Annotated in this window: 16 protein-coding genes; 1 reads left to right on the top strand and 15 read right to left on the bottom strand. The window is 53.6% G+C overall.

The genetic code is table 11. The annotated features are described in order from the left end of the window. Position 1: 1 nt before the first annotated feature. The 3 genes from AUK77_RS00940 to AUK77_RS00930 all read right to left on the bottom strand — a co-directional run bounded on the left by AUK77_RS00940 (position 2) and on the right by AUK77_RS00930 (position 3,814). Positions 2-1,228, bottom strand: a complete 1,227-nt coding sequence (locus AUK77_RS00940; RefSeq protein ID WP_296125302.1) for a radical SAM protein — start codon at positions 1,226-1,228, stop codon at positions 2-4. Beyond that, a complete protein-coding gene (locus tag AUK77_RS00935; protein WP_296125300.1) occupies positions 1,225-1,464 on the bottom strand; it encodes a hypothetical protein in 240 nt (79 codons plus the stop codon). The genes AUK77_RS00940 and AUK77_RS00935 overlap by 4 nt, the downstream gene beginning before the upstream one ends. Positions 1,465-1,561: 97 nt before the next feature. Beyond that, positions 1,562-3,814, bottom strand: a complete 2,253-nt coding sequence (locus tag AUK77_RS00930) for an ankyrin repeat domain-containing protein (protein WP_296125299.1) — start codon at positions 3,812-3,814, stop codon at positions 1,562-1,564. A gap of 93 nt (positions 3,815-3,907) precedes the next feature. On the opposite strand from AUK77_RS00930, the gene AUK77_RS00925 reads away from it, so the two are divergent. Next, positions 3,908-4,252, top strand: coding sequence for a hypothetical protein (locus AUK77_RS00925; RefSeq protein ID WP_296125297.1), 345 nt, complete (start codon positions 3,908-3,910; stop codon positions 4,250-4,252). A gap of 11 nt (positions 4,253-4,263) precedes the next feature. Here the strand turns inward: AUK77_RS00925 and AUK77_RS00920 are convergent, their stop codons facing one another. The 12 genes from AUK77_RS00920 to AUK77_RS00865 form a co-directional block, all read right to left on the bottom strand. Beyond that, on the bottom strand, positions 4,264-4,626 hold the full coding sequence (locus tag AUK77_RS00920; protein ID WP_296125296.1) for a hypothetical protein: 363 nt from the start codon (positions 4,624-4,626) through the stop codon (positions 4,264-4,266). Positions 4,627-4,755: 129 nt separating this feature from the next. After that, positions 4,756-6,429 carry a hypothetical protein gene (locus tag AUK77_RS00915; protein WP_296125294.1) on the bottom strand — a complete coding sequence of 558 codons (1,674 nt, stop codon included), beginning with the start codon at positions 6,427-6,429 and terminating at the stop codon, positions 4,756-4,758. Beyond that, the gene (locus AUK77_RS00910) at positions 6,335-6,934 is read right to left on the bottom strand and encodes a hypothetical protein (protein ID WP_296125292.1); all 600 of its coding nucleotides are present in this window, start codon (positions 6,932-6,934) and stop codon (positions 6,335-6,337) included. The genes AUK77_RS00915 and AUK77_RS00910 overlap by 95 nt, the downstream gene beginning before the upstream one ends. Before the next feature lie 830 nt (positions 6,935-7,764). Beyond that, the gene (locus tag AUK77_RS00905) at positions 7,765-9,186 is read right to left on the bottom strand and encodes a hypothetical protein (protein ID WP_296125290.1); all 1,422 of its coding nucleotides are present in this window, start codon (positions 9,184-9,186) and stop codon (positions 7,765-7,767) included. Continuing rightward, the gene (locus AUK77_RS00900) at positions 9,183-11,948 is read right to left on the bottom strand and encodes an NERD domain-containing protein (RefSeq protein WP_296125288.1); all 2,766 of its coding nucleotides are present in this window, start codon (positions 11,946-11,948) and stop codon (positions 9,183-9,185) included. The genes AUK77_RS00905 and AUK77_RS00900 overlap by 4 nt, the downstream gene beginning before the upstream one ends. A gap of 370 nt (positions 11,949-12,318) precedes the next feature. Continuing rightward, positions 12,319-13,860, bottom strand: a complete 1,542-nt coding sequence (locus tag AUK77_RS00895; RefSeq protein WP_296125287.1) for an Hsp70 family protein — start codon at positions 13,858-13,860, stop codon at positions 12,319-12,321. Continuing rightward, on the bottom strand, positions 13,845-15,047 hold the full coding sequence (locus AUK77_RS00890; protein WP_296125285.1) for a hypothetical protein: 1,203 nt from the start codon (positions 15,045-15,047) through the stop codon (positions 13,845-13,847). Before AUK77_RS00890 ends, AUK77_RS00895 begins: the two co-directional genes overlap by 16 nt. A gap of 3 nt (positions 15,048-15,050) precedes the next feature. Beyond that, positions 15,051-16,115: a hypothetical protein gene (locus tag AUK77_RS00885; RefSeq protein WP_296125283.1), complete on the bottom strand. Its 1,065-nt coding sequence runs from the start codon at positions 16,113-16,115 to the stop codon at positions 15,051-15,053. A gap of 194 nt (positions 16,116-16,309) precedes the next feature. Further along, a complete protein-coding gene (locus tag AUK77_RS00880; protein WP_296125281.1) occupies positions 16,310-17,467 on the bottom strand; it encodes a Wadjet anti-phage system protein JetD domain-containing protein in 1,158 nt (385 codons plus the stop codon). Next, positions 17,451-20,777, bottom strand: a complete 3,327-nt coding sequence (locus AUK77_RS00875; RefSeq protein WP_296125280.1) for an ATP-binding protein — start codon at positions 20,775-20,777, stop codon at positions 17,451-17,453. Before AUK77_RS00875 ends, AUK77_RS00880 begins: the two co-directional genes overlap by 17 nt. After that, positions 20,774-21,511: a DUF4194 domain-containing protein gene (locus AUK77_RS00870; RefSeq protein WP_296125279.1), complete on the bottom strand. Its 738-nt coding sequence runs from the start codon at positions 21,509-21,511 to the stop codon at positions 20,774-20,776. Before AUK77_RS00870 ends, AUK77_RS00875 begins: the two co-directional genes overlap by 4 nt. A gap of 2 nt (positions 21,512-21,513) precedes the next feature. Continuing rightward, on the bottom strand, positions 21,514-22,710 hold a 1,197-nt coding region (locus AUK77_RS00865), incomplete at its 5' end, for a DUF3375 domain-containing protein (protein WP_296125278.1).

Genomic DNA, 22,710 nt, shown 5'->3' with positions numbered 1-22,710 from the left:
TTCAGTTCTCCTCCAGCAGCTTGGCAATACGAGCCATTTCGGCATATTCCGTCTTCGAGAAGCTATTACTGGCGACTACGATGGGAATGGTCTGGTCATCGCTTTCCTTGAATCCATAGAGCTGTTTCTGCTCGTATAGTGGCGTCCCCCTCAGCAACATCAGTGGCCAGGCCCTTACACGAGGCACCCGCCGCTGCACACACCAATCAACACTGCTACGGAAGCTGTCCAGTGTTTGATTGGGCAAGCCGTAAATGAGTGAAACCTCAAAGTCTATTTGTCGTTCATGTAACTGACGGATTCGGCTGCAAATGATATCCAGATGGTTGGGCCTTTTGATCGCGAGGTACTCGGCCTCTATGGTGGTCTGCAGACCGAACTCCAGGGTGACATTGAGCCCCTCAAGCGCATCCAGAAAGTCCGGGGTACAGGTCTCGAAGCGGCATTGCAGCGAAAGGTGCGCAGTTACACCCGCTGCTTTAGCGCTGTTAAGGATCTGAATGGCTCGCTTGGTATCATTGTGAAAAATCGGATCCAGCACCGAAATGCGCTTGACCTTCGCAGCAGCAAACATCGCGAGCTCTTTCTCCAGCCGATGGCCATCAAACCATTGATGCTTGAGACGTATGCCTGGCTCGCGGTGCTGACAGAACGAGCACTTGAACGGGCAGCCGCGCTGAGTTTCCCAACGAATGCTGCTCTGTAACTCAGCTGTTTCCAGCAGGTACGGTGAGGGTAGGGTCAGCAGATCGTGATCTGCTTTGCGGCCCAGATCGGTGGTCCCGGCGATATGGATGCCGCAGTCATCGGGTGTGGTATCGCTGGCCAGTGCAACCATGGCCATCTCGCCCTGGCCACGAACGAAATACCTTACTAGCGGATATGTGCTTTCCAATTGGCCCTTGGCCATATAGGAGATTTGCGGCCCACCAAGGACAACCTCTGCTCCGGTGTTCTGAATCGAATGAGTCAAGGCGCGAACCTCGGCGTCGTTCCAGACAAAGGTGCCGAAGCCAACCAAGCAGCCAGGACCGGCCTGTGTAATGGCTTGCAGCAAAAGAGCCTGTACCTGTTCCAGTGAGAAAGCAGGGCTGTTCACTTGTGCGTCGATGACCTGAAATGGCACACCGGCTGCGCGCAAAGCCGCAGCGATAGAGGCGATCCCTAATCCGGTTTTACCGTCCTGCGGCCGACGCCAATCCAATGAAACCAAGACTACCGGCCTCATGGCGTCAGCTCCTGGTCAGCGTGCCGGTATCGTTCAGCGTGGCCACGTAAGCGTTGCCTTACATCACGACGGAAGTTCTGAAATGCGCGGCAATCTCCGGGCGTGCCTGGCACGATAACCATTCCGCAGCCATTGGGTGGAAAGAGCTTGTAGTGCCGGCCTTTTGCATAGCTCCAGCCAAGTTGAAGCAGGTTCAATGCGAGTTTGTTGATGTCCTTGTTCTTACTGAAGTACATGGTGGTTCCTCTGTTGCGTGGCTTTGCGCGCACGATGCAGCAGAGGTGGCTTTCGAAGCCCGACAGCCAGCCGAAAGAAAAATCGGAAAATGTATCGTCAGTTTGTGGCGCGCTCAGGCAGCAGCGTCAGCAGGTACTCGATCACGCTGTGCCGCTTATAGCTGACTGCGACCCAAAGCGCATTCCTCTCATCACCGGGGCGGTCCTCGTCCAGTGAAAGCCAAGGGTTACCACCAGCCGCGATCATGGCTTTGAGTACATCAAGATCACCCAGTTGCGCGGCGAACAACGTAGGCGTCCAGAGGTCGCGATGGCCGTTGAAGTCTGGATAGCGTCGATTTGGATCTGCTTTCTTGTCCAGCAATGCCATGACCACCTCACGACGCTCATCGGTGGTCCGGCTGTAATGCTGCTTTACAGCCTCGAAAATCAGCTTCTTTTGCGGGTCAGCGAGCATCGCATGCACGTCAAGGCGTTGAGCCGATAGCTCACAATCCAGAATGGCACCGTTCTTGGCATCGAAAGAATCGGCCGGAACGCGCCCGTCCAGGTAGGCTCTCAACTGCGCAGGATCATTCACATGGATGCTGTCATGAAGCAGCGCCATGGCATAAACCAGAGCGCTTGGGGAGTTGAAGCAAGGCTGCTCGATATCAGCGCCGAGCTCTATCAGCCGCTCAACAACCTTCGCATCAGCCATATTCATGGCGATCTGTAATGGCGTCTCCCGTTTGCTGGACGCTGGCCGGTTGGCTGTTTCTGGAGCGATATCCAGGCTCAGCAGATACTGAAGAATTTCGGGGTCTTTTCGGTCATGTGCTCGACGCAGCGCTATGATCAGGGCGTTTTCGCCAGATTCCGGAATTAAAATATTTGGATCCCCGCCTGCCAGAACAAGCTTTTTGACATCGTCAAGCGTCCCCATCAGGACTGCATCCATCAACGGCGTATAGCGGACGCGTCCATCGGCCTGGGCGCGCTTTCGGTTTGGGTTTGCCAGATCCTTGGGTGATAGGGCGAACGGTCCCACTAAATAACGCACTGCAGGTGGAATTCGTTGCGTAGCCTTTTGTGGCGCAAACAGTCGTTCAAACTCAAAGGAGATCAGGCGCATTGCCTGTTCATCCAGTTCTCGTTTGGGCAGGTTGTTCAAACCCAGCAAAAAACATTTGTCCCAGTAATGGTTTGCCTGAACCTGATCACCCACGCCAACGGCGTAGCACAAAGCTTCATGGATAAGTGGATGCTGGTGCGACCCGGCGCGCCACCAAGCCGAATGGCATGCGCTTGCGTAAAGCATTAGCGCATTGTCCTTCTCGCCAAGATTTGCGGCCAACCTTGCCGAGAACCAGCGCCAAAGATACTCATGGGCCGCATAGACCTCAGGTGAGGTGCGCTCACACAGCGAGCGAAGCCAGACAAGGCGATCACGAATAGCCTTTTGGTTGCCCTCTGGATTGGCAAACAAGCTTTGGATCTCGTTGAGTACAGGAGCAATCTGGTCACGTACAGGCAGGCTAAGCCGGTCTGCTGCCTCCCGCTTCAGTAATGCAATGAACTGCTCCTCTGTCCTCAGAGGCAGCTGGCCGTGCATAAAAAAGTCGCGTTTGACTGTGTCGCGCAGATCGGCGGGCAATGACTGTATTGCGACCACCATGATCAACCAACCGGATAGTCGCTCTATCTGCTGGCGCGGCAATTGGCAGTCGCCGACGAGTGCCATAACCGTATCGCGGTACGGCCACAGGCTTTTACCGATAGCGTTACCCTGCTGCCAGCGCTCCAGCGTGCGCTCGTCCAGATCTACGTGATTGGCAAGCCGCTCTAACAATTTTTGTGCAGAAAGTGAGCTTTGTTGTTGTGCAGCGATAAGCCAGGTGGCAAAGGGGGAATCCCACCACTGCCGAATATCTAGCAACGGTAACTCTTGATGCACGCGACGAACAAAGCCTGAAATCTCAGGGATCACCAGCATCCTAAAGATGGCAGGTCGCGCACGATCCTGAATCATCCCGGTGGTATCTGCCTTTCGCGCCAGTGAGCGCAGCAGGTTGCTGTGCCTATTCAGGGCGGACTCGATAAGATTGCTCCAGTCCGCCCCAGCATCGTCCCGAATGGCCCGTAGCCATTGAGCTTGGCAGTTCTCCAATAAGTCGAAGTTGCTGCCCGAGCGCTCTTCGAGGGCTAGGTGATCAAGATCTCGACCAAATCCTTTACCTTCAAGGCAAGGGCGGTAGCCGGTAGCCGTTAACAATGACCGGAATACTTTGCTGGGGGTAGGCAAAACCGCCAAATCATTCATTGCATTTCCTTGCGATAGCGCCTCTTCCACCTGCCGGGTGGTCGGCATTTACACAGCTCTTTGGTGGGTTTGGTATCGCTTGGGTTTATCTAAGCCTTTGCAATCCTGAGTCGCATAGTCCAATCCCTTCAAGGAGATGTTATGCGTCATTCGACCGTTACCTGCCATTGCTGCGGAAAAATCATGGTGCCACGCACGACGTACAGCCGAGGTCTGCTGGGGTACTCGCCCACCAGCAGTCATTGCCCGTTCTGTCTGAGCGATAACTGGCACGGTGGCAATCTGAGCTTGCATGAACGCATTTTTTGGCTAATGGGGTTCGGCTTGGGAGTCCTTGCATGCGTCATGGTGGGTGCGTTGTTGTTCAAGCTGCAATGGTTAGCTGGTATCGAAGGTGTATATCCATGGCTCACCCTACTGACTAATGCTGTTGCGATCTGGGCTGGCTATCGATTTTATGCTTGGTTTGTTGATGATGATAATTAACATGCCGGCTATTATTCTTGGAGTGTATTATCTCTCATGTTGTTTTTCCACTCCAGGCCAGCTTTTAGTGCATCATCTTTGCTGTTGTAAATTCCGCCGTGCGAAAAGCAAATATTCCCTCTGCAGACCATCAGTGTCCAGGCATTTTCAATATCATGATGTTTTATTGCAGCATAACCTTGGCTTTCAAACTCGGCATCAGCGGCTAAGATTTCAGGGCGTATACTTAGCTGGCCTGAGTACACGAATGGCGTGCCGCATATTGCTATGGGGTTAACGGGCTTTATGTTTTTTTTATTTCTGTATAGATATATCGAAAGTGAGGAAACTATGCCAATCAATGCTAGTGCAGTAGAAGCTGTCAGAAGATCCATGTCGAGCTCTCTTGTAAGTGTGGTTTGGTTATTATTTCTTGTCAGCAAGGTTTGATCGATACATATTTTCCGATTTCAAAAAGCGAAGAATAAATTCGTGAATAATTACTTGGCTGCTTAAGCTCCGAGTTAGCTGCTTTCGATGCTTTGGCGTTCTCTTGTGTATTTTAGTTTTATATTAAATACGGTAAGTAATTGAAGAGTGTTTGTTTGATCTGCTAAAACAAGAAGCCAGCCGCTCTCATCGTTTATTAGTATTCTTGCTTTGTAATCGTTTTGCCAGTATTGCTTGATTTCGCTCGGGCTCATTTCGCGCCAAAGTACTGAGCTTGCTATTGATGAAAGTCTTTTAAATGGGTGGGGTATTAGTTTTCCGGATAATTCCATCTCTCGCTGAAAGTACCTTCTGACGGCATGAAGCGACATTCGGGCCTGTCCGATGCCTTTGATATAAAAGAGAGGGAGAGACACTAGAAATTCATCAAGATTGTGGTCGCTGAGGTATGAGCCTGAAGGGCTTTTAATCTGGCCTGTAAAGGACGCTGAATGAATTTGAATAGAGGGGAATCTTGTATTTAGTAGACTCCAGAGAAATCCGGAGACAGGGCCGGTTTGAGGTGTGTAGATGGATTTCCGCAGCTCTACGCTGTTTGTGAATATTTCTATTGATTTTCCATCCACATCGAGCCAGTGGTTGCGCAAGCAAATCCAAAGATCTCGCAATATATTATTTAAGTCAGGATTTTTGTTTTCCCATGTTCCATAATGACTAGACTTTGGTGTGTTGGTGTCGCTCTCGCTGTAGACTCGCAGGTTATAACCAAAATAAATTTTTGTAGCTGTCATGTTTACTTGTAGGGTTAGAATTACTTTGCCTAGGGTTTGATGTTTTTTAGTTGGAATTGATTTTATTTTTGGTTCGGCTATGCCTGGGTATATATTGGCCTCACGACTGCAGCACTTTTTTATTATGTTTAGCGCTGAGCTATAGTATTGCTCCTCTGAAGTTCTGAATAGTGCGATAAGAATTTCAGTTTGTGCAAGGTTTTTACTCAAGATCATTGCGCAGGAGTGTTCTGGGAAGTATTTTAGGCGGAAGAATCCATTGCCTGCATAACTTTCTGAGTCTGATAAAAAGGTGTGGAAGTAATTTCTCTCATTCGCCTTCTCTGCAGTGAGAAGCGCCTTAATGATTTCTTCTTCGTTCAGTGGTTGCTCGCCCTGGCGGTTGTGAAATTTTGCTGCCTCATGATGTAGGCATGAGAAATAATAAGAATCGCCAATATTTTTAAGGAATAGCCCGTGCCAGCGGTGCATACTTGTAGATGTGTTGATGCCGTTCTGCGGGGGATCACTTACTTCTGGGTTAGTGCAAAGGCTAAAGGAAAAGTTGAATCTTGATTTCAATAGCTGAACTAATTGCCTTTTTTCACTTAGTGCTTCGGGTATAAGTGATGGGTTGACTGCCATTGCAAGTGCATTTGCATTTGTAAAGCTAATGCTGTTAACCCCGTGCGTGCGCAAGGAGAAATCATATCTTGCGATTATGATGAGCATCATGATTTGAGCGACCGCAAGTGATTGCTCCGAAGTTTCATCCGTAAAGCTAATAGAGTACTCGGAAAGTTTTTTTCTTTTATAAAAGCATGATATGCCAGATTCGGTAGCTATTGAGTAAATTACTGTCATCCTATAATGGCTCTTTTGTTTAGTAATAGTTGCTGCTCCAGCCGCAACCACATGCGCCGCAATTGCAGATAATCCACTTGCAGGCGTTACATTCCAAATCGATTGAATTATCAAGCTTGCTCTGGCAATTATAGCAATGAGTCGTTCTGTGTTTTTTTGCTTGTGTGATTTTTGAAGTACCCTTGTAAGCTTTTCCAGTTTTATTAATAAATTCTTTGTGCGCATTATGAGACTGTTCTGATTTTTTTCTGCTCCATGCCGCCGAATAAAGGGTGTACAGTCCTGATTTGCTTTCTACTAAGCTGAATGGATTATAGTGTTTTCCGGAACAACTGTCATAGAAGGCGTAAACTGAAAGCTCTCTGAATAGATCGATATTTTCTTGTAGCTTGCTTAACTCGTTGAGCGCTTCCTCTTTTTGTGTTTGATTTAATTTGTTTAAATACTGATTTTTTGCAATATATCTGGGCTGAGCCCACTGATCCCAAGGCTCGAAGTAGGCGCGCTCTTTATTGCACTCAATGAACAATAGCTTGTTTTTTACCCCCACAGCGTTGCAGGGGATATTTCGGTCAAGAAATACCCAGCCTCGTGTTTCACTGTATCCCCACCAGTCCATTTCGTTCGCCCTTTAGATCTAATTCTATTTTTATTCTGCTTGGATAGTTTGCTTGATGTTGCAGTCTGGCAAGGCTATAGCAAGTCTAGGTAGCTCGCCAATAAAATAAAGACCGTCCCTTGACATTGTGTCTCTGTTGTTTATGGAGAGTTCTTTTAAATACTTGCGAGCAAGGATATGGATGCCGCCAGGTTCTCCTTGAGTAACTATTCTTAGCGTGCCGCTACCTGCCATGTTTGCAATGTATGCAAGGAACTCGCTATCCCAGCACTCCCCCGACCCACCCTCCCCAGGGCTATCGCCGCGATGGAAATACATCGCTAGATTTATATCCATTTCAAGGAATTTTTTATTATGCCCTTTGATCCAGTATACATGCCGCTCGATATCTGCATGGGTAAACTGGTAGTCGCAACCTTTGCTGTGTTCTGAAACCGAGCATTTCGCATCGTCAGAAATCAGTGAAAAACAGCGTTGGAATTTTTTATTTTCCCAAAGGGAAGGCTGCCAGACTCAAAGAAATAAAAGCGCGTGCAAAATGGCAGCCCTATAATGGTGGGAGTACTAGATCATATCCAGCCGACGGATAGAATAAAGCGCCATGATCTTCAAGTGAATTTGCTGGGCGGTTGAGCAACTCCCAGGTTTTGTATATTAACCTGCGCTCAGATTCAGTATTTAATACAGTCGACAGAAGCTTCTTTTTATTCGGTAATCTTATTTCAAATTTAGAGTGCTCGGGCTTTGGAATTCCCATGGGATATATCCTTGTTATTATATTCTGAAGCTGGACGTATGTAGTGCAGGCTGTCAGTTAAAATTGATAGTCGTCATTGGCAATCCAGGCTCTCGGTTGTGAATGCGCGCAAGGTAATTGCCTTCCAGCTGTATTTATTCTTGACCTTGTCGAATGACATAACTGCCACTCCTGCCACTTGGGCATCAGGCTGAATGCCGGATATCAGTGCTGCCGGAACAAAGATCTCTCTGTTGACAAATCCGAAGCCTTTTTCACTGATTGTCAGCGGACCACTGAAGGAGCGGATGTCGGCGGAGCTGCATTCCTGAATGACCTCTGCAGCAATGACCTCCTTTTCCTCTGCGTCCATGTCACAGAGAACCTTCACGAAGGTTCCCTGTGGAGGTATTTTCCGGGCCGGGAAAACGGCCTTGCGCGCAGAGATGACGAGATCTCTCGCGATGTAAATGTTCGCCCCTTTGTTGGAGGCGTGCACGGACTGCAGTACGCCCTGGTAGTAACCCGGCCTGGAGATGGTATAGAGACTGGCGTTCTCAGCGAGCCTCTTCACCACGGCATCGAAATCACTGGTATCAATCGCAGCGTCATACCATGAGTAGGATGTCAGCTTTACGATATTGTCCTTGGGCGTCCAACTGTTCTGACTATAGATCGCCATCAGTTTGACTAGGGCTTTTGAGGCGTTCTCGTAAGCCCCTGTTTCCGCGAGGCGCTCGGCAAGTTCGCCCAGCCCCGGAATGCTGAATTTTGGATCATGGGCATAGGTCAGGCCGGAGGCGATCAGGCAGATCGCCTTTTCCGGCTCGTCCGCATAGGTCTTGGCCAGGCCGAACCAAGCCCAGGGTTCTTGACGCTTCTTTTTCAGCACGGCCAGGTAGGAGTCTCTGGCGCGGGAGATTTCACCTACGGTGAAATATATTCGTGCCTTGTCCCACTCAAGCCACACTTTGCGCTCTGTCGAATCCTTCGCATTGGCCTCTGCATACTTCAGAAACCCAGTGACTCGATTTGCAGGCAGTGGGCTGTTAGCACCCCTTACGAGAAAGCCGGCGGCAACCATACGGGCCAGCTTCATGACCACGCTGGGGGACTCACCTTTCTCCGAAACGAATGGCTTGTGATCACCGGGCGTAAAAAGCTTGCTGCCACTGTGCAAGATAAATGTGCAGAGTGGCTCGCAGAACTTCCCAGTTTCGCCAAACAGATTCCATAGCCTGAAATCGATGTTTTCACTGGGAAGCGCTAGCTGAAGAGTGGCGATACGTGAGGCCCACAGGTCGATCTTCGCCTGCTCGTGAGGTAAAGGAGCCTTGTTTTCACGGGATTTGACAGGCTCGAGCAAAGGCTTGAGCGCTGCGTAATTCACCCAGAATAGTGATGTTTTCAGGAACTCATTGCTGGGCTCAACTTCCAGGGCCTTAAAGCCGACCTGCCAGGCACCTTCGAAGTCATAGCGTGATTTATGTTCACGAATTTCATCAAAAACACTCATGCCGAGAACACCAAAGCCTCTTCCAGACGTTTAATTACGCCCTCGGAAGATGCTTTCATAATACGCACCGAACTGATCATGCCTTCCTTGTCGCAATCAACCTGAGTCTCGACGGCTTCATCGTCAATGGCTAGCGTTAGTTGCAGCCGATAGTTCGACTCCTTGGCCTCCACCAGGCTAAAGCCCAGCGTGCTGATCTGCTCCTGCAACGCATCGAGTGCTTGCGCCAGGGATTCGCTCTTCGGCCTGAATGGCTGGCACAACAGAGTGCTGATGGCATCCTGTTCAGGCGGGCTGCCATCGGCAAAAACCAGATTGCTGACGGCAAACTTCTTGTCGTAATGCAGCCTAAGCCGCACGCTTGCCGTCGATTGCCGGTGGGTAAGCCCCATAACGACCTGGTAGCTGTGCTCACTCCAGTCCGCAATGCACCAGTCAGACCCTGACAGCCGCTCATGCAATGTCAGGAAGAGTGGAAGTAGTTCCATGTTGGAGAACCCTGATGGGGTGCTCAGCAAGGCTTCCTGCTCCGTAGGCTGCCGGGTTGTGTCGTAGAACAGACCCCGCCTAAGTGGTAGGGGAGCTATTTTCAAGTCATGGGCGCGGCTTATACAGGCGTTACTCAGCGGCGTGAGAGCAGGCATCTGACGAATGACGCACTGTTCATCTGCCAGCACGGTTGCTGTGTACAACCAACGGAAATAGTCAGCGTTATTGGCCGTTGTACTCGAGGCACTGCGCGCCGCGTTGACCCAGACACTGGGCCAACGTCTGCCCTGAGCACGATGCAGGGTCATCGCATGTGCAGGGCGAATCTGCGCGGCGGAAAGATAGCCGTGGGCCTGCAGGATCTGATATTCGAGCCGATCGTAATTGTCTCTTGCTTCCTTGTAGTCCGGACTTTGCTTATCCGGCAGCCTGGCTTTCAGTGTCTGCAGCAACGGTCTGGCTAGCTGTCTGGCCAATACCTGCAACGCCAGGTATTGCTCGCTGGCCATCTCCGGGCGATCAGCTTCGAAGTAGTCCACCAGATAGCGGAAGCGCACTTCACCCAGGCCAGGCAGGCGGCAAATGGCGCATTGGAAGCGTAAGCGGATGGCCTCCTTGCGGCCACGCAGCTCGACAAAGTGGGTTTCAACGGTCTCGTCAACCGAATCGACAAGCGCAATCTCGCCGGAGCTAACCCAGCGCAGCGCCTCAAGGCTCGAAGATTCCTCAGTCGATGCAAGGATGGGCGTGCGGTTGTAGAAGTCGATTCGATCACCAGCAGCCAGTCGTGTTGGGTTGGCGTGCCCTAGAACCCTACTTTTTACCGCCGCATTGAGCTTGCTGTTCTGCTCATGGGTGGCGCAGATCAGAATGGACTCGGCTCGTACATTGCTGACATCAGGTGTCCAGCTCCTGACGTTTCCGCCATCGAGAATTTCAAGGCGCTTACCCGAGAGGCGTGGCAGCCTGTTAAAGCAGTTCTTGTTCAGGCTGTCGGCTAGGTGCGCCTGCATGTGTTTGAGTGCATCGTCTTCATCCATGACGATCTGCTCGGTCAGCGCGCAGTGATTTACTGTCAGCCCCAACTGCTCCAGCATGGTGCCACTGACTAGGCTGCGCTGCAGGGAACCTCTGGGCATCTGATAAGGGTCGCCGATGATCACAAAGGGCGCTTTGGTTTTGGCAATGACCGAAAGAAAGTCATGCAGCAGTCGGCCAGACCCATAGCGCCTGTCACCTACCTCAAACTCTTCATCGCTCAACAGATGGGCATCCACCAGAACCGGGATCCTGCCCTCTAACAACAGCTCGTCCCTGATTTCGTGAATGCCGATTTGGCGATCGTCTTGCTTTTCGAAGCGCTTGGGTTGATGGGTATACAACCAACTATAGATAGAGGTCGGCTGCGCCAGAGGGTGCTGGTAAGTCGAGGAGATTCGCACACTGGGCGTCAGCAGTAACAGCTCCCGTCTGGCTTCACCCATGGCATCCACCAGATGAGGAAACAGGAAGCGCTTTCCGGTTGAAGCCATACCAGTGACGCGAAATACCCCAGTGCCGTTTTGCAGCCAGCTGCAAAAGTCATGCAGTACCTCTTCTTGTCGAGTGGTCAGTCGGCAGACGGCATTTTCACGAGTTGGCGGATGGCCCAGCTCTCTGGTTGTGGGGATGCCGGCAGGCACAAAAACCTCAAGCCCAAGTTTGCCGACGATATCTTCAATATTCTCGGGCGAGAGCCTGATTTCCCTGCTGACAATAGCGTCAAGATCCCTGACGACGGATCGCGTATCGCTGATATGAAACCAGGGCTTGATAGACCCCGGCAGCTGTTGCCGATCGAACTCGACCTTACCCTGAAAGGCTACTAGAGCGGCCATGTGCCGCCAGTTACATACCGGGTTCAGCTCCGCCAGGTTGCGGCTCAGAAAGTCGAGCATGGCCCCCTTGTTGAGGCGTAGCTGGCGCAGCGGATTGATACTCGCGCCGCCCTTAACCGTCACGCTGTCGCCCGTTTCGGCGCTGCTGATCAGCCACGGTCCTTCTTCGGAAAACTGCAGAGTTCCGTTGAACTCCTTGAAGTCGATGATGATCAGAGCGTTGGGCTTAATCACCATCGCATCCAGTTCGCGGCTGCCCACAAAGAAGTTGCCGAGCAGATACCAGTCCTGCTCAGTGGCTATGCAATGCTGTTGCAGCGCGTCAAACAGGTCGTTGAAGGCCCGATTCTCGTGGGTATGCTCGAAAGGCCTGCCACGGAATGCTTTTAATGCCACCGTTAAAACTCCCTATGCGATGGTTGAGCGCTTCAGTCGCTCGACTTGTTACCGGTTACAGCCTTCACTTCAAGATGACTGGTTCAGCTTTCTGGCAGAGGAGCGAGGCCCGTCCTGTAAGGAGTTTTCTATCCCGTAACAGATCCAGTAGTGCAACAATTTTTCTTCCATTTCGCGCCACATCCAGAACAAGGCTGATAGCGGACATCCTCCTCGCTTTGCACTCTGGTCATAGGCTTCTGCAGATAGACATATTTGGCGTTGTATTCTCTGAGCAGCTCACCCGGTACGGTGTCCCAGCGATCCTTATCGTTCGTGACGTTGGCCCGCACGAATAATTGTGCAGGCCCGCTTTTATTAACTACCTGCCTTAAGCGGTTTTTTTTTCGCTTGAGTCATCCGCCGCTTTTTTCACCACCAATGAAAATTCCAGATCGTAGTATTCCTCTGCTGCAGGTTCTCTGAAGTCTTCGGCCATCGCCCGGGCATGCAAAATCAGGTTGTCATCGATAGTTATCGTAAGCTCAATCCGCTCCTCAAGTGGGGGGAAGTCTGGATTCACTTCAACCACCAGGCTGCCATAGTTGGTGCGCGGATCAGCCGCAGCTGACTTCTGAACCATCTGTGGGCGCTTGAAGGTGAAAATGGCTTTGCCATCGCGAGGATCAGAGCAATACATGGATTGCTGTTTTTGGATTGACTCGCCCCTTTGTGGCAAGCGGGTGCCCTCATGAATCACTGTGAGCAGCGAGTTTCTTGCTTCAGCCAGTTCAAACGGTTTTGCCAGGGCCAGCTCAAGATTGTCGTGCGCGATCCAGGCTGCACCTTCGGAAATAATCCGGTCACCCTTCTCGGAAATATGCAGTGCGGAAACACCAAATTTTTCGGTTAGCTTGTTTTTGATCACTGGCATATTGACCATGCCCCCGGTCGCAAGGCATAGCGCAAGCGTCTGTGGATCTACATCGGCCTTGTCCAGCAGACTGTCAATTTCGTCGATGCCCTGATTGATCAGACGGTTGCAAATACTTTCCAGAGTCTCTCTGGTCAACCAGATATCAATTTCAGATTCTTCATCAGTACCCTGAAAATAATTGGGTAGAAATATATTGGTCTTGTCGCGGGTTGATAGCGTGATTTTTGCCTGCTCGCACTGAGTGATCAGCTTCGCGCGCATGCCGGGATTGGCCGGTAACTTGCTTTCAGCGCTCCAACCAAACTTGCGCGCATGCTCGTCAGTCACATGACTGAGAATGGTGTCATCCAGATAATCACCACCGACCAGATTGTTGCCGCGGTTAAGCACCTGAACGATGGAGCCATTAACTATCTTGCACAGTGTGAGATCCAGCGTGCCGCCACCCCAATCAAAAACCAAAACCATCTTGCCGTCGTAGTACGCAAGAACGTCTCGAGTATTCGGCTGGTCTTTGAAATAGCCATACAGCGCTGCCAATGGCTCGTGCACGAAGGTTTCAACGTATACGCCGGCATTGAGCATTGCTTCGCGCAATGTTTGCCTACCCCGTCCGTCCAGAGCCACCGGAATGGTCACTACGGCACGTGTTAGATCTGCAATCTGGTCAATATCACTATCGTCAGCATCAGCCACTAGGTATTTGATGTAATCGGCAATGACCTCGACCGGCGTCATGATCCGGCCATCAACGTTGATATGCTCGCTACCCAGCAGCTTTTTCGGGCCGCGTACCGTGTTACCCAGCACACCAATACCCAGCTTATCAAGTTTGTCCCGTGCCTTTTTCCCGCAGATAACCTGTTCGCCTTCATAGCGCACAACTGAAGGATGTGGACGCCCGGTATCGTCGAAACACTTTGCTAGACCCGCTCGGGTAATTACTGAAATGAGACTATTGGTGGTGCCGAAGTCAATGCCTACTCGCTGAACCATTTGATATCCCTTTCAATACTTTCTACTGCCAATTCGATTTGATGCACGGCAACTTCTGTTTTGGGCTTTTCACGCTGCAAGGCTGCCAGGGAGAGCTTCAGCGGCTCAAGCACATCCTCAGTAAGAAGATTGAATGCCTTGGCCTTGGCCTGCCCTGCGTTGTCACGCAGATGCGTTCGTGTAGCCCGCTCATCCAGCTGCTGCTCATGCTGTGCCAGCTTCAGCTGCTCGACTTCAGCCATTAGTCGAGCAATTTGCTGATCCTTGTCAGCGATCGCAGTGATCTGCGTCATGACCTTGGTTTGCAAAGCCTTAAGCTCAACCTCTTGCGCGTTATGTTTCGACTGCAAGAATTTTTGCTGGCCTGCCAGCTCCGTGAACTGTTTCTTGAAGTGATCGATGGTATCGGCCAGCAGGCTGTCCTGATTGGCATATTGCTCCGCAAGAAAAACTGCAACCGCACGCGGGCTCTGGGTGGGCGAGGTTTGCTCATTCAGCAGGCCCGAGAAGAACTCGATAGCGGCGTTGAGTTCCGTCTTACCTTGGGCCATCAGCCACAGAGCGCCAATCAGCAGAATATTGTTTCTCTGTGCCGCCAGCTCTTTCTTGGACAATACATCCAATGCGGTAGATTCTTTGGCCTCGGCATTACTTGTGCTCGGGCTTGGTGCTTCACTGGACTGTCGTCCAACCGAGTCAATCCGCTTTCGGTATTGCTCTGTGATGGCGTTACTCAGGAAGGTCAGCGGACTGCTGTCCAGGCCCTTGTCGGCGTCCATGATGTCCCGGTACAGATCTAATGACCCGCGATGGCGCTGAATCCAAAGGGAACTGGCCAGGCGCACACAGAAGGCCATCAGCTCATGGCGTAGCCCATCACGCTGACACTTGAAGGCTGCCAGCGTGATGAGTGAAAGAACTTTGAGCTCTGGATCCGTCTTGCAGGCAGCAGCAGTAATGCTATCGGCAAGTTCACTGCTCAGGCGCGTATCCTGCGGATAGGTCATCAACGACTTCAGATCGGCCTTGGTGATACTTGCCGGCTTGATGTTCTTATCTTTATCCGTGGTTATTGCAAAAGCCTCTGTGAGTATTTGCTCAACAGATTTTGGCTCGGCCTTGCTCAGCTTGGGCTTTTTAGTATCGTCCGATTTGGGCTCGGCGATTTCATTCTCAATGCCAGTCATCTGTCATTGCTCCCCAATAAGCGTATTGAACACATCGTCAATTTTGAGTTTTTTTCGGTATTTATCGATCGCAGAAACATCATCTTGCGCAACTGCCTTTCTGTAACAGATGTAGTCGAACTTGCTTCTATCCTGCAGCGACAGATTGTTCGCCGATAGCGCCGCAATCTGCTGCTCCATATACTGCAGCGAAGCTTGCTGAAAGCTACCCAGTAGCTCCTTGAGAATGAACTCTGTCGGGAAGTCCACCGGCATTCTCACTCTGCTGCCGACCTGCACTGGCACCGTATAGGGCTCACCTCTGAAGAACTGCATGGCAGCTTCTATTTCCGGCAGGCCGCAGCCTTGCAGGCTACTGAAGTCATTCCGATTGAAGCGAATCACGGCCCTTACACCCATGCAAAGGCCAGTACGGTAATCCTGCAGCGACTGCACAGCCTGGTTGAAGCGAGTGTCAAACTCTTCAAATGGCATGCTATCCGAACGTCGATCCTTGGCCATTACACCGTGCAAGTAGCGCACAAGCCCGTTGGTGTACTCGATCACTGTGCTGTACGGCTTCACGTTGTCGATAAATGCAGCAATATCACTACTGGTGAAGTCGTCCTTGGAAAAATGCAGTGTGAATGCCTCGTCGACCTTAAGCAGTTCCTGCTTGTCGGCAATGCATACCTCGATTTTCAAGTTTTTCTGCAAAGCCGAGTTTCCATAACTCACATCGATGTAGCCCTTCTGCATCGCCTGTATGCGCTCAAATAGATCGTTAACCGACTGGTTATCAGCGCCGTTGATGGTCAATGCCTCTACATTGCGTGCGTCCAGATCTCCGGGCTTGAGTGGCGCGATGATCCGCAGTTGCTTGCCGGCAATATCCCGATCCTGAAAATACAGGCTCGGGTTCTGTATCGGATGCTCGAGCTCATGTCTTTCGCGTTGAGCAATGGAGTCAAAGATCAATTTGCAGTGGCGGCATGGGTAGCTATCGGGTACTGATGAATAGTCAAGTGGGCTCCCAGTTTCCCAGTACCGATCCAATCCGGTTTCTTCTATCCAGCCAATAGTTGGCATCGCTATTACCCATTAAGTCGATGTGAACGAAACGGCTTGCTATAACGACCATCGATACCTGTAGATCAACATATTTCCCTGCTGACAGGCCGAAGTCTAAGAACGGGCATTTGCTGAAGCTCGGTTTCGATTTTTGGAGGCGTCTGCGGAACTAGGCGCGATTCAATTACAGGGGGCGCCCACCGCTAGCCGTCCTATACAGGGACCTTCCGAGCCCACTGCTCGATAGCGCGCCCAACTTGTACCTTTGGGAGGTATTCCTGCTCAAGACGTCCTCGTTCTTGCACCAGAAGATACCGATAGAAATCCGCTTCGTCAGCCAGCAAACCAGGTGGAGCCGACTCCAGCGCTTTGGCCGGTTCAACGACTGCATTGCCTGGTGAGTGCTGGTCAAACAGCTCACGTTCCATCAATAGCGCTTCCACTGCAGGTTGATGGAGTCTCGCTCGCGCCAGCATCAGCAAGCCCCAGGTATCCATATCGCCCCAGTATGCGATCTGTTTCCCGGCCAGGTGCGCGGACGCTAGCCACTGCAAATCGAGTCCTGAGCCCAGCACAGCCAGGGTGTCCGGTAAGTTCTCAGGCAGCAAGTGAATGCATTGCTCATTTTCCACCACGAGCAACCGTGAACCGGGAAGTAGGGTTTCGGCCAGTTCCGCAGTTGTGAGCCTAAGCCGCTTGAAGGGCAACAGCTCAGACTGAAGGGGGACGACCAGAACCCAATGACTGCTTTCTTCAAAGGCATCCAGAAAAATCGTCAGGCCTTGCTCGGACGCCGCGCCTTCGAAGCGCTCATCTAAGAGCTTGGTCAGCAAGCTGGCGTTGCGCTCGAAAAACTTGGTATCCACGCCGTGCTCGGCAAGCAGGCGCAGTGGTCGGCCTCGGGCACAGCCTGGTGACAGTTGGGTGGCGAGTCGCGCCGTGGCGACGACTTCTTCAGCGGGCTTCGCCAACCACAGGCTGCGTTGAGCCACCAGCAGTGCATGAAAGGCACTGTCTACCCGTTCGACCAGATATTCGAGTTGAGCGTATTCCTGGCTGACCGCTGAATCATTGGCTGCGGCAATCCATTCGGAGGGGCTGTGCAAGTGCCAACGTATCGGCAAGGAAATGGGGGCCAGCCCTGCTCGGTAGCTGACGGGTTGCCAGTCGACTGTACCCACGTTCACGCTCCGCCAGTTCTCCACATGCCGGAGCACCGCCTGAATGTTGTCAGTGAACAGGCGTGGCGAAGGTTTGCCGATGTTGAGGGTTTGCGGCCAGCTAGCGGGATTGAGCAAGCGCTCCAATCGCACGCTGGAGCGCTGCCATTGCCTGGCCAAGCTGCGGCCGATTTCAATGGGCGACTTCATGCATGGCCTTGATGCGCTGTTGATGATGTTCATCCAACGCTTCCCAGCTCAGGGAAACCAGGCTGGATTCCACGCCGCGCCGATGAACGACGACTGCCGAACGCGTATGGTGGCGCAACAGGCGCATTTCCTTGTTGGGGGTGATGAAGACAGCGTGCAGGCCGAACTCCCTCAGTGCCGCGATGATCCGACCGGCAACCGCATGGGAGCTGCGGGAAAACGCCTCGTCAAGCACTATGGTGCCGAACAACGGCCGACTGCTGCCGTCGGGACAGAGCGCATAGCTGAGGGAAGCGGTCAGTACATAGGAGGCGATGATCTCCTTCTCGCCACCACTACCGCCCTGAGAACCTGTTCGGGTCTCGATGACATTCTTGCTTTCTCGATCGATCACCGATACCGCGAACTCCAGGCGGAAGCGCGGATCCAGAAGTGCCTTGGCTCCCTGATTCCTGCTGTGCTCGCAAGCATCCTTGAGCAGGCCAACAAGCGCCTGCAATGCCTTGTAATGGCTCTCGCCTTCATCATCGATGAAACGCGCCGAGTTCAGTTGGCGCTGAGCCTGTTGCAAGGTGCGAAGGCTTTCATGGATGACCTTTTTCGCCACCAGGCGCAGGTAGCGTCCGGGCTGAAAGTCGACACGCTGCATCGTGCTGTTGAGGTCATCCAGACGCTCCTCGATCACCGCGACTTCATGGTCGATATAGCTCAGTAACTGGGTGACGCCATCATCCGAGGAACGATTGAGGTATTCCAGGAAGCGCTTGAGTTTCTCGGGCAGGGCTTCCTCGGTCAGTACACGTAGCCGCTCCAGATACCTGGGTACGTCCACCAGTTCTCGCCCGACCTCTGACAGCGCGCCGGTATCGACCTTCAGGGCGTCGGACATACGTTTGGCAAGCTCGGATTTCTGATCGCCCAGTTTCTCGCTCAGGGTTTTGAGCTGCCCTTGCAGCTCACGCGTATGCTGGCGCTCCAGCTCGACAATATCGCCGAGGTCATCAGCATTCAGGGTCGGGAAGTGCGCGTGCGCCAACTCGCGCTGCGTATCGCTCAGCCCCCTCTCGGCACCGCGATAAGCCTTACGGGTAGCGGATGCGGCCTGCTCGAACTGAGTTCTCAACTGCACGCACTGCTCGATCAGTCGTTGCAACAGTTGATCCAGAGACGCCTGCAAAACCTCGGCTTGATCCAGTTCAGCCTTGATCATGGCAAGATCGGAATCGGGGCGCGTCAGGGTTTCGAGCTGAGCATGCAGCGACGCAAGCTGACGCTCGGCGCCCGGCCGATCAATCTCCTCGAACTGCAGTTCTTCGACACGTTGCAGCAGCGAAGATTGATCCTCCAACTTGCGGGCATCGCCCTGGGCAGCGTCCAAGTCCAGCTTGGCAGGCGCGAGCTGTTGATTGACCTCGCCAATCTGCTCGGCCAAAAAGGCCAGACGGTCGCGGTTATCGAAGCCGGTCAACCAGTCTTCATCCAGGCGCTTCTGATCCTGCTTGTCGAAGAAGCGCTCTTTGCCCGACATCAGCCCCTGGGCCGTCATGGCGTGCGGGGTATGCCGTAATTGCTCCGTGCTTTCCACGCAGTGGCGGTCGTTTTCCACGCAGTGGCGGTCGTTTTCCGCCAGTAGTGCCTTTACCGTCTCTCGGTACGGATGCTCCTTGAAAGTCAGCTTGCGGGTATAACCATCGTCGAAGAACACCGGGCGCGACGACGGCTCCTTGACCTCAAGCAAGCGCACATGCAAACGGTTGTGCCTTTGGTTCACCCAGCGCAGTGCAGCCTCGGACGCGCCCTGCGGCACCAGTATACGCAGGCGGTGGCTGCCGATTGCCCGCTCGATGGCACCCCGCCAAGCCAGCTCCTCGGGCTTGACCTGCACCAGCTCGGCGACGAAAGGCAGGGCCGATTCATCGACGCCAAGCGCCTGCGCCAGATCCCCTCGAAAAGCATGAAAATGCCCAGGCAAGTTCGAGCCTGGCCGCCTTTCAACCTCGGCACGCTCCTGCTGCAAGCTCTGCAGGCGGCCATTGAGCTCCTGCTGAACGAGACCTGCATCGAACGCCTTTTGCCGCGCCTCAGTAATGTGCTGAGCCAGTATTTCCAGACGTGCCGCGATCTGCTGCTGATTTTCCTCGAGCGCGGCAGCCGATAACTCATCCGCGAGTCCAAGTCCCTTGACCAAGCGTTGGTACTGCTCGGCTTTAAGGCTTCGCTTATCACGCTCCCTGGCCCAATCCGCAATGCGCCCGCGTAATTGATCTATCCCTGCGCCACCTACGCGCAGGTAGCGCTGACGATGTTGATCGACCACGCCCTTCTGGGTTTCAAGCTGCCCCCTGCATTGCGCCTGATCCAGTTCGGCCTTTTTGTACGCCGTCTCCAGCCTGTTGGTTTCGGCCAACCACAGGCGATACCCCTGTTCGGCGAACCAGACTGGGAGAATGCCTTCGAGCGCCTGTTTGTCCTGCAACTGCTCTTGCAAGGCCTGGTAACGCTCCCAGCCATCGGCGACCGGTTGCAATGAGCGCTGCTGCTTTCTGGCGGTTTCCAGTTCTCGGTGAATGTCGGTCAGGTCATCGAAACTAGTAGCGACTTCGGCAGCCCGTGCGAAAGCGGAGTGGTCATCGAGCACCAACTCGCGAAAGATCTCATCAATGCTGTTGAGCTGCTTCAGGCCGGCAGCGCGGTTGAGCAAGGTGAAGGCGTTTTCACCCACCTCGAAGTAATCCCTGAGCCTGGCCAGAAAGGCTTTCTTGCTGGGATACGGCCAGATACCCGTGCCATCTTTCTCCATCTGACGCAGCGCCCGCATGCCGCCTGCGTGATGCTGGCTGAGCCAATGCTCCAGCGTCTGCTCGGGGGACTCGCTCAACAGCCAGAGTTTTTTCAGATCGGATGCCGAAGAGCTGGTGCCCTCGAACCAGAGCACAGCGCCCAGGCGTACCTGCGCACCGTCACGCTCGAGCGTAGCGGCAATGGCGGTAACCGTCTTACCCTGGCGCGCGATATGCGATTGCTCCACACCTCCGTCCCCAGGACCGGTGACGCCGCGCACATAGGACACCAGATCGCGGTCGCTTTCGTGCCCGCCCGTGGAGGCCAGGTTGTAGCGCGGATTGGCGCACAGCAAGGTCATCAGCGCATCCACCAGGGTCGTTTTACCGCTCCCCGTCGGGCCGATCACGGCGGTGCCGGAAGGATCGATCTCGGCACGGTGATAGCCATGAAAGCCGCCCCAGTTATAGAGTTCTATGCTGCTGAGAATGAAGGTCTCGCTGTCACGCCAGAGCAGTGCTTGCTTCACGCCTCATCCTCCTCAGCACCAGCAGCCGGGGTAACCGCGCCCTCCACCTGCTCGCGCAGCCAGGCCACCAGAGCCTGTAGGTTCTCCGGGTTGGCCAAGTGGGTAATGATGGGGCGGATGATGACGCGATCATGCGCGTCCAGAGCCGACACCAGGCCATGCCCCTTGAGCTGGTCCAGCAGTGTGATGATGCGATTGCGCTCCTTCGCCTCACTGCCCAGCTCGCCCAGGTAAACCTGCAATTGCGGAATCAGCTCATCAACCGCTACCAGTGCCTGGGTGGCGCCCGTACCGCTTTCCTGTTCGTAGGCGATGAAGTGCTGGCGCAGAATGGCTATCAGCAGGGACTGCTCCAGATTCAGTCTTTGCCGACGCACGAGGGGGTGCGACCAGTCATCCTGCTCGGCTACCTCGCCCTGGCGAACGGTGACGAACACCAGCCCGCGAACCTCATCGACCCCCATGGCCAGATCGAGGGGTTCCAGAATTGTGTCGACCGCCTCGAGATTGGCAAGCGCCGAGCGATACAGATTGGGCTTGTGACTTTCTTCCAGCAGCCCGTACTTGAGCATTTCCTGTACGGCCTCACGTACCCGCTGCGGCGTGCGCCGCTCATCGACCTGTGTAGCGGGCTGTTCATCCTCCATGCCGTCATCCAACGCCACGGGCTCCGCCGTCAGCTCCGTTTCGTCGGCGCCGGAGGCGCCTGCCATTCGATCGAAGATCCCTGCCATGCTCACAACTCCCAATCGATGTCCTTGAGTGCCTGGTGGTCGAGTCCGACATAAGGCAGATTAAAGCGCCAGCGTTGCTCATCCTCGTCCACCAGCTCCACGAGCTGACGCGCCTCTGTCAGCACCTCGATACCTGCCTCGCGCGCCATCGCTAACCAGAGCGCAAAGGTTTCCAGGTCATGAGCAGGTGGCAGCAAAGCGGCAAGCTCCCCGAGGCTCACAGGGCGACCCTGCTTCACCAGCACAGCCAGGGTGTCATGAATCAGCGCTTCACGATCCAGCCCGTCGAAAGCATCCCAGAAGTCATCGTCAATCTGCTCCAACCCTGCGGGCTTCTGGCTCAGATCCAGCTCGGCGGCCTCATCGTCATCCAGGGTCTTGAAGCGCAGGCGCTCGATTGCCGGGACACCGGTAATGGCGACGCCAACCGCTGGTAAACAGACAGGCTTACGGCGTTCTGACTGGCGTTGCCAGTCGACACTGAGCGCTAGATTGAAGAAATCGTTGAGTAACTGTCCGACGCGATGATGCTCGGCGGCCAGCCCCGTCTTCATGAAACCGCGCACATCGCGCTCGCTGCGGGCGCGCGCCTGGAGCACAGCCTGCGACTCCCGAACCAGGCGTAACGCCAGCCAACGCAGCTCACGTTGCTGGGGACGATTCAGCGCCTTTGCAACTGCTGGATGACGCAAAATGGTGCGCAAGCGCTCACGCATGGCCTCCAGCTCAGCGGACTGCCTCAGTTGCTGCTGAAAGCTCTCGAAGACGCGCCCCTCCGGTGTGTTGAGTAGGGCATCTTGCCCGTCCAACAACCGATCGACGATTTCTCCACGGTGAGACTGCTCGCTGATGATGGAGTGTCGAAGGGCGCGGTCCGCCTCGCGCCAAGAGTCTTCAACTCGTCGAAAGTCTGCGCGCAGGCTGGTGGCCAAGTTATAGACCTCGCGTATGCCCTCTATCGCCTGCGCTTCATCCAGCACGACGACGTGGCCAGCTTCTACCTGCGCCAGCTCGTTCTGCAGATCCTGAATGCGGCGGCGCAGGCTGGCAATGCGGCCAGTTGGGCTGGGGTTCAAACCTGTTTCCAGGTTCTCGATCTCACGCTGAACCACCGAAAGGCGAGATGCTGTGGAAGTCATGATCCGACTATCCAGCGAATCTACGAACTGGATGGCTGACTCCAGCGCGTCGGTTGCGTA

The organism is Pseudomonas sp. Ga0074129, from assembly GCA_001465025.1.
Taxonomy (GTDB): Bacteria; Pseudomonadota; Gammaproteobacteria; order Pseudomonadales; family Pseudomonadaceae; genus Aquipseudomonas.
This window is presented reverse-complemented; position numbering and strand designations above follow the sequence as displayed.

What these genes read in the sequence shown, in the direction of transcription:
- AUK77_RS00940 (WP_296125302.1), bottom strand. Translation starts at nt 1,228, where the DNA reads ATGAGGCCGGTAGTCTTGGTTTCATTGGATTGGCGTCGGCCGCAGGAC.
- AUK77_RS00935 (WP_296125300.1), bottom strand. Translation starts at nt 1,464, where the DNA reads ATGTACTTCAGTAAGAACAAGGACATCAACAAACTCGCATTGAACCTG.
- AUK77_RS00930 (WP_296125299.1), bottom strand. Translation starts at nt 3,814, where the DNA reads ATGCCGACCACCCGGCAGGTGGAAGAGGCGCTATCGCAAGGAAATGCA.
- AUK77_RS00925 (WP_296125297.1), top strand. Translation starts at nt 3,908, where the DNA reads ATGCGTCATTCGACCGTTACCTGCCATTGCTGCGGAAAAATCATGGTG.
- AUK77_RS00920 (WP_296125296.1), bottom strand. Translation starts at nt 4,626, where the DNA reads ATGGATCTTCTGACAGCTTCTACTGCACTAGCATTGATTGGCATAGTT.
- AUK77_RS00910 (WP_296125292.1), bottom strand. Translation starts at nt 6,934, where the DNA reads ATGGACTGGTGGGGATACAGTGAAACACGAGGCTGGGTATTTCTTGAC.
- AUK77_RS00905 (WP_296125290.1), bottom strand. Translation starts at nt 9,186, where the DNA reads ATGAGTGTTTTTGATGAAATTCGTGAACATAAATCACGCTATGACTTC.
- AUK77_RS00895 (WP_296125287.1), bottom strand. Translation starts at nt 13,860, where the DNA reads ATGGTTCAGCGAGTAGGCATTGACTTCGGCACCACCAATAGTCTCATT.
- AUK77_RS00890 (WP_296125285.1), bottom strand. Translation starts at nt 15,047, where the DNA reads ATGACTGGCATTGAGAATGAAATCGCCGAGCCCAAATCGGACGATACT.
- AUK77_RS00885 (WP_296125283.1), bottom strand. Translation starts at nt 16,115, where the DNA reads ATGCCAACTATTGGCTGGATAGAAGAAACCGGATTGGATCGGTACTGG.
- AUK77_RS00880 (WP_296125281.1), bottom strand. Translation starts at nt 17,467, where the DNA reads ATGAAGTCGCCCATTGAAATCGGCCGCAGCTTGGCCAGGCAATGGCAG.
- AUK77_RS00870 (WP_296125279.1), bottom strand. Translation starts at nt 21,511, where the DNA reads ATGGCAGGGATCTTCGATCGAATGGCAGGCGCCTCCGGCGCCGACGAA.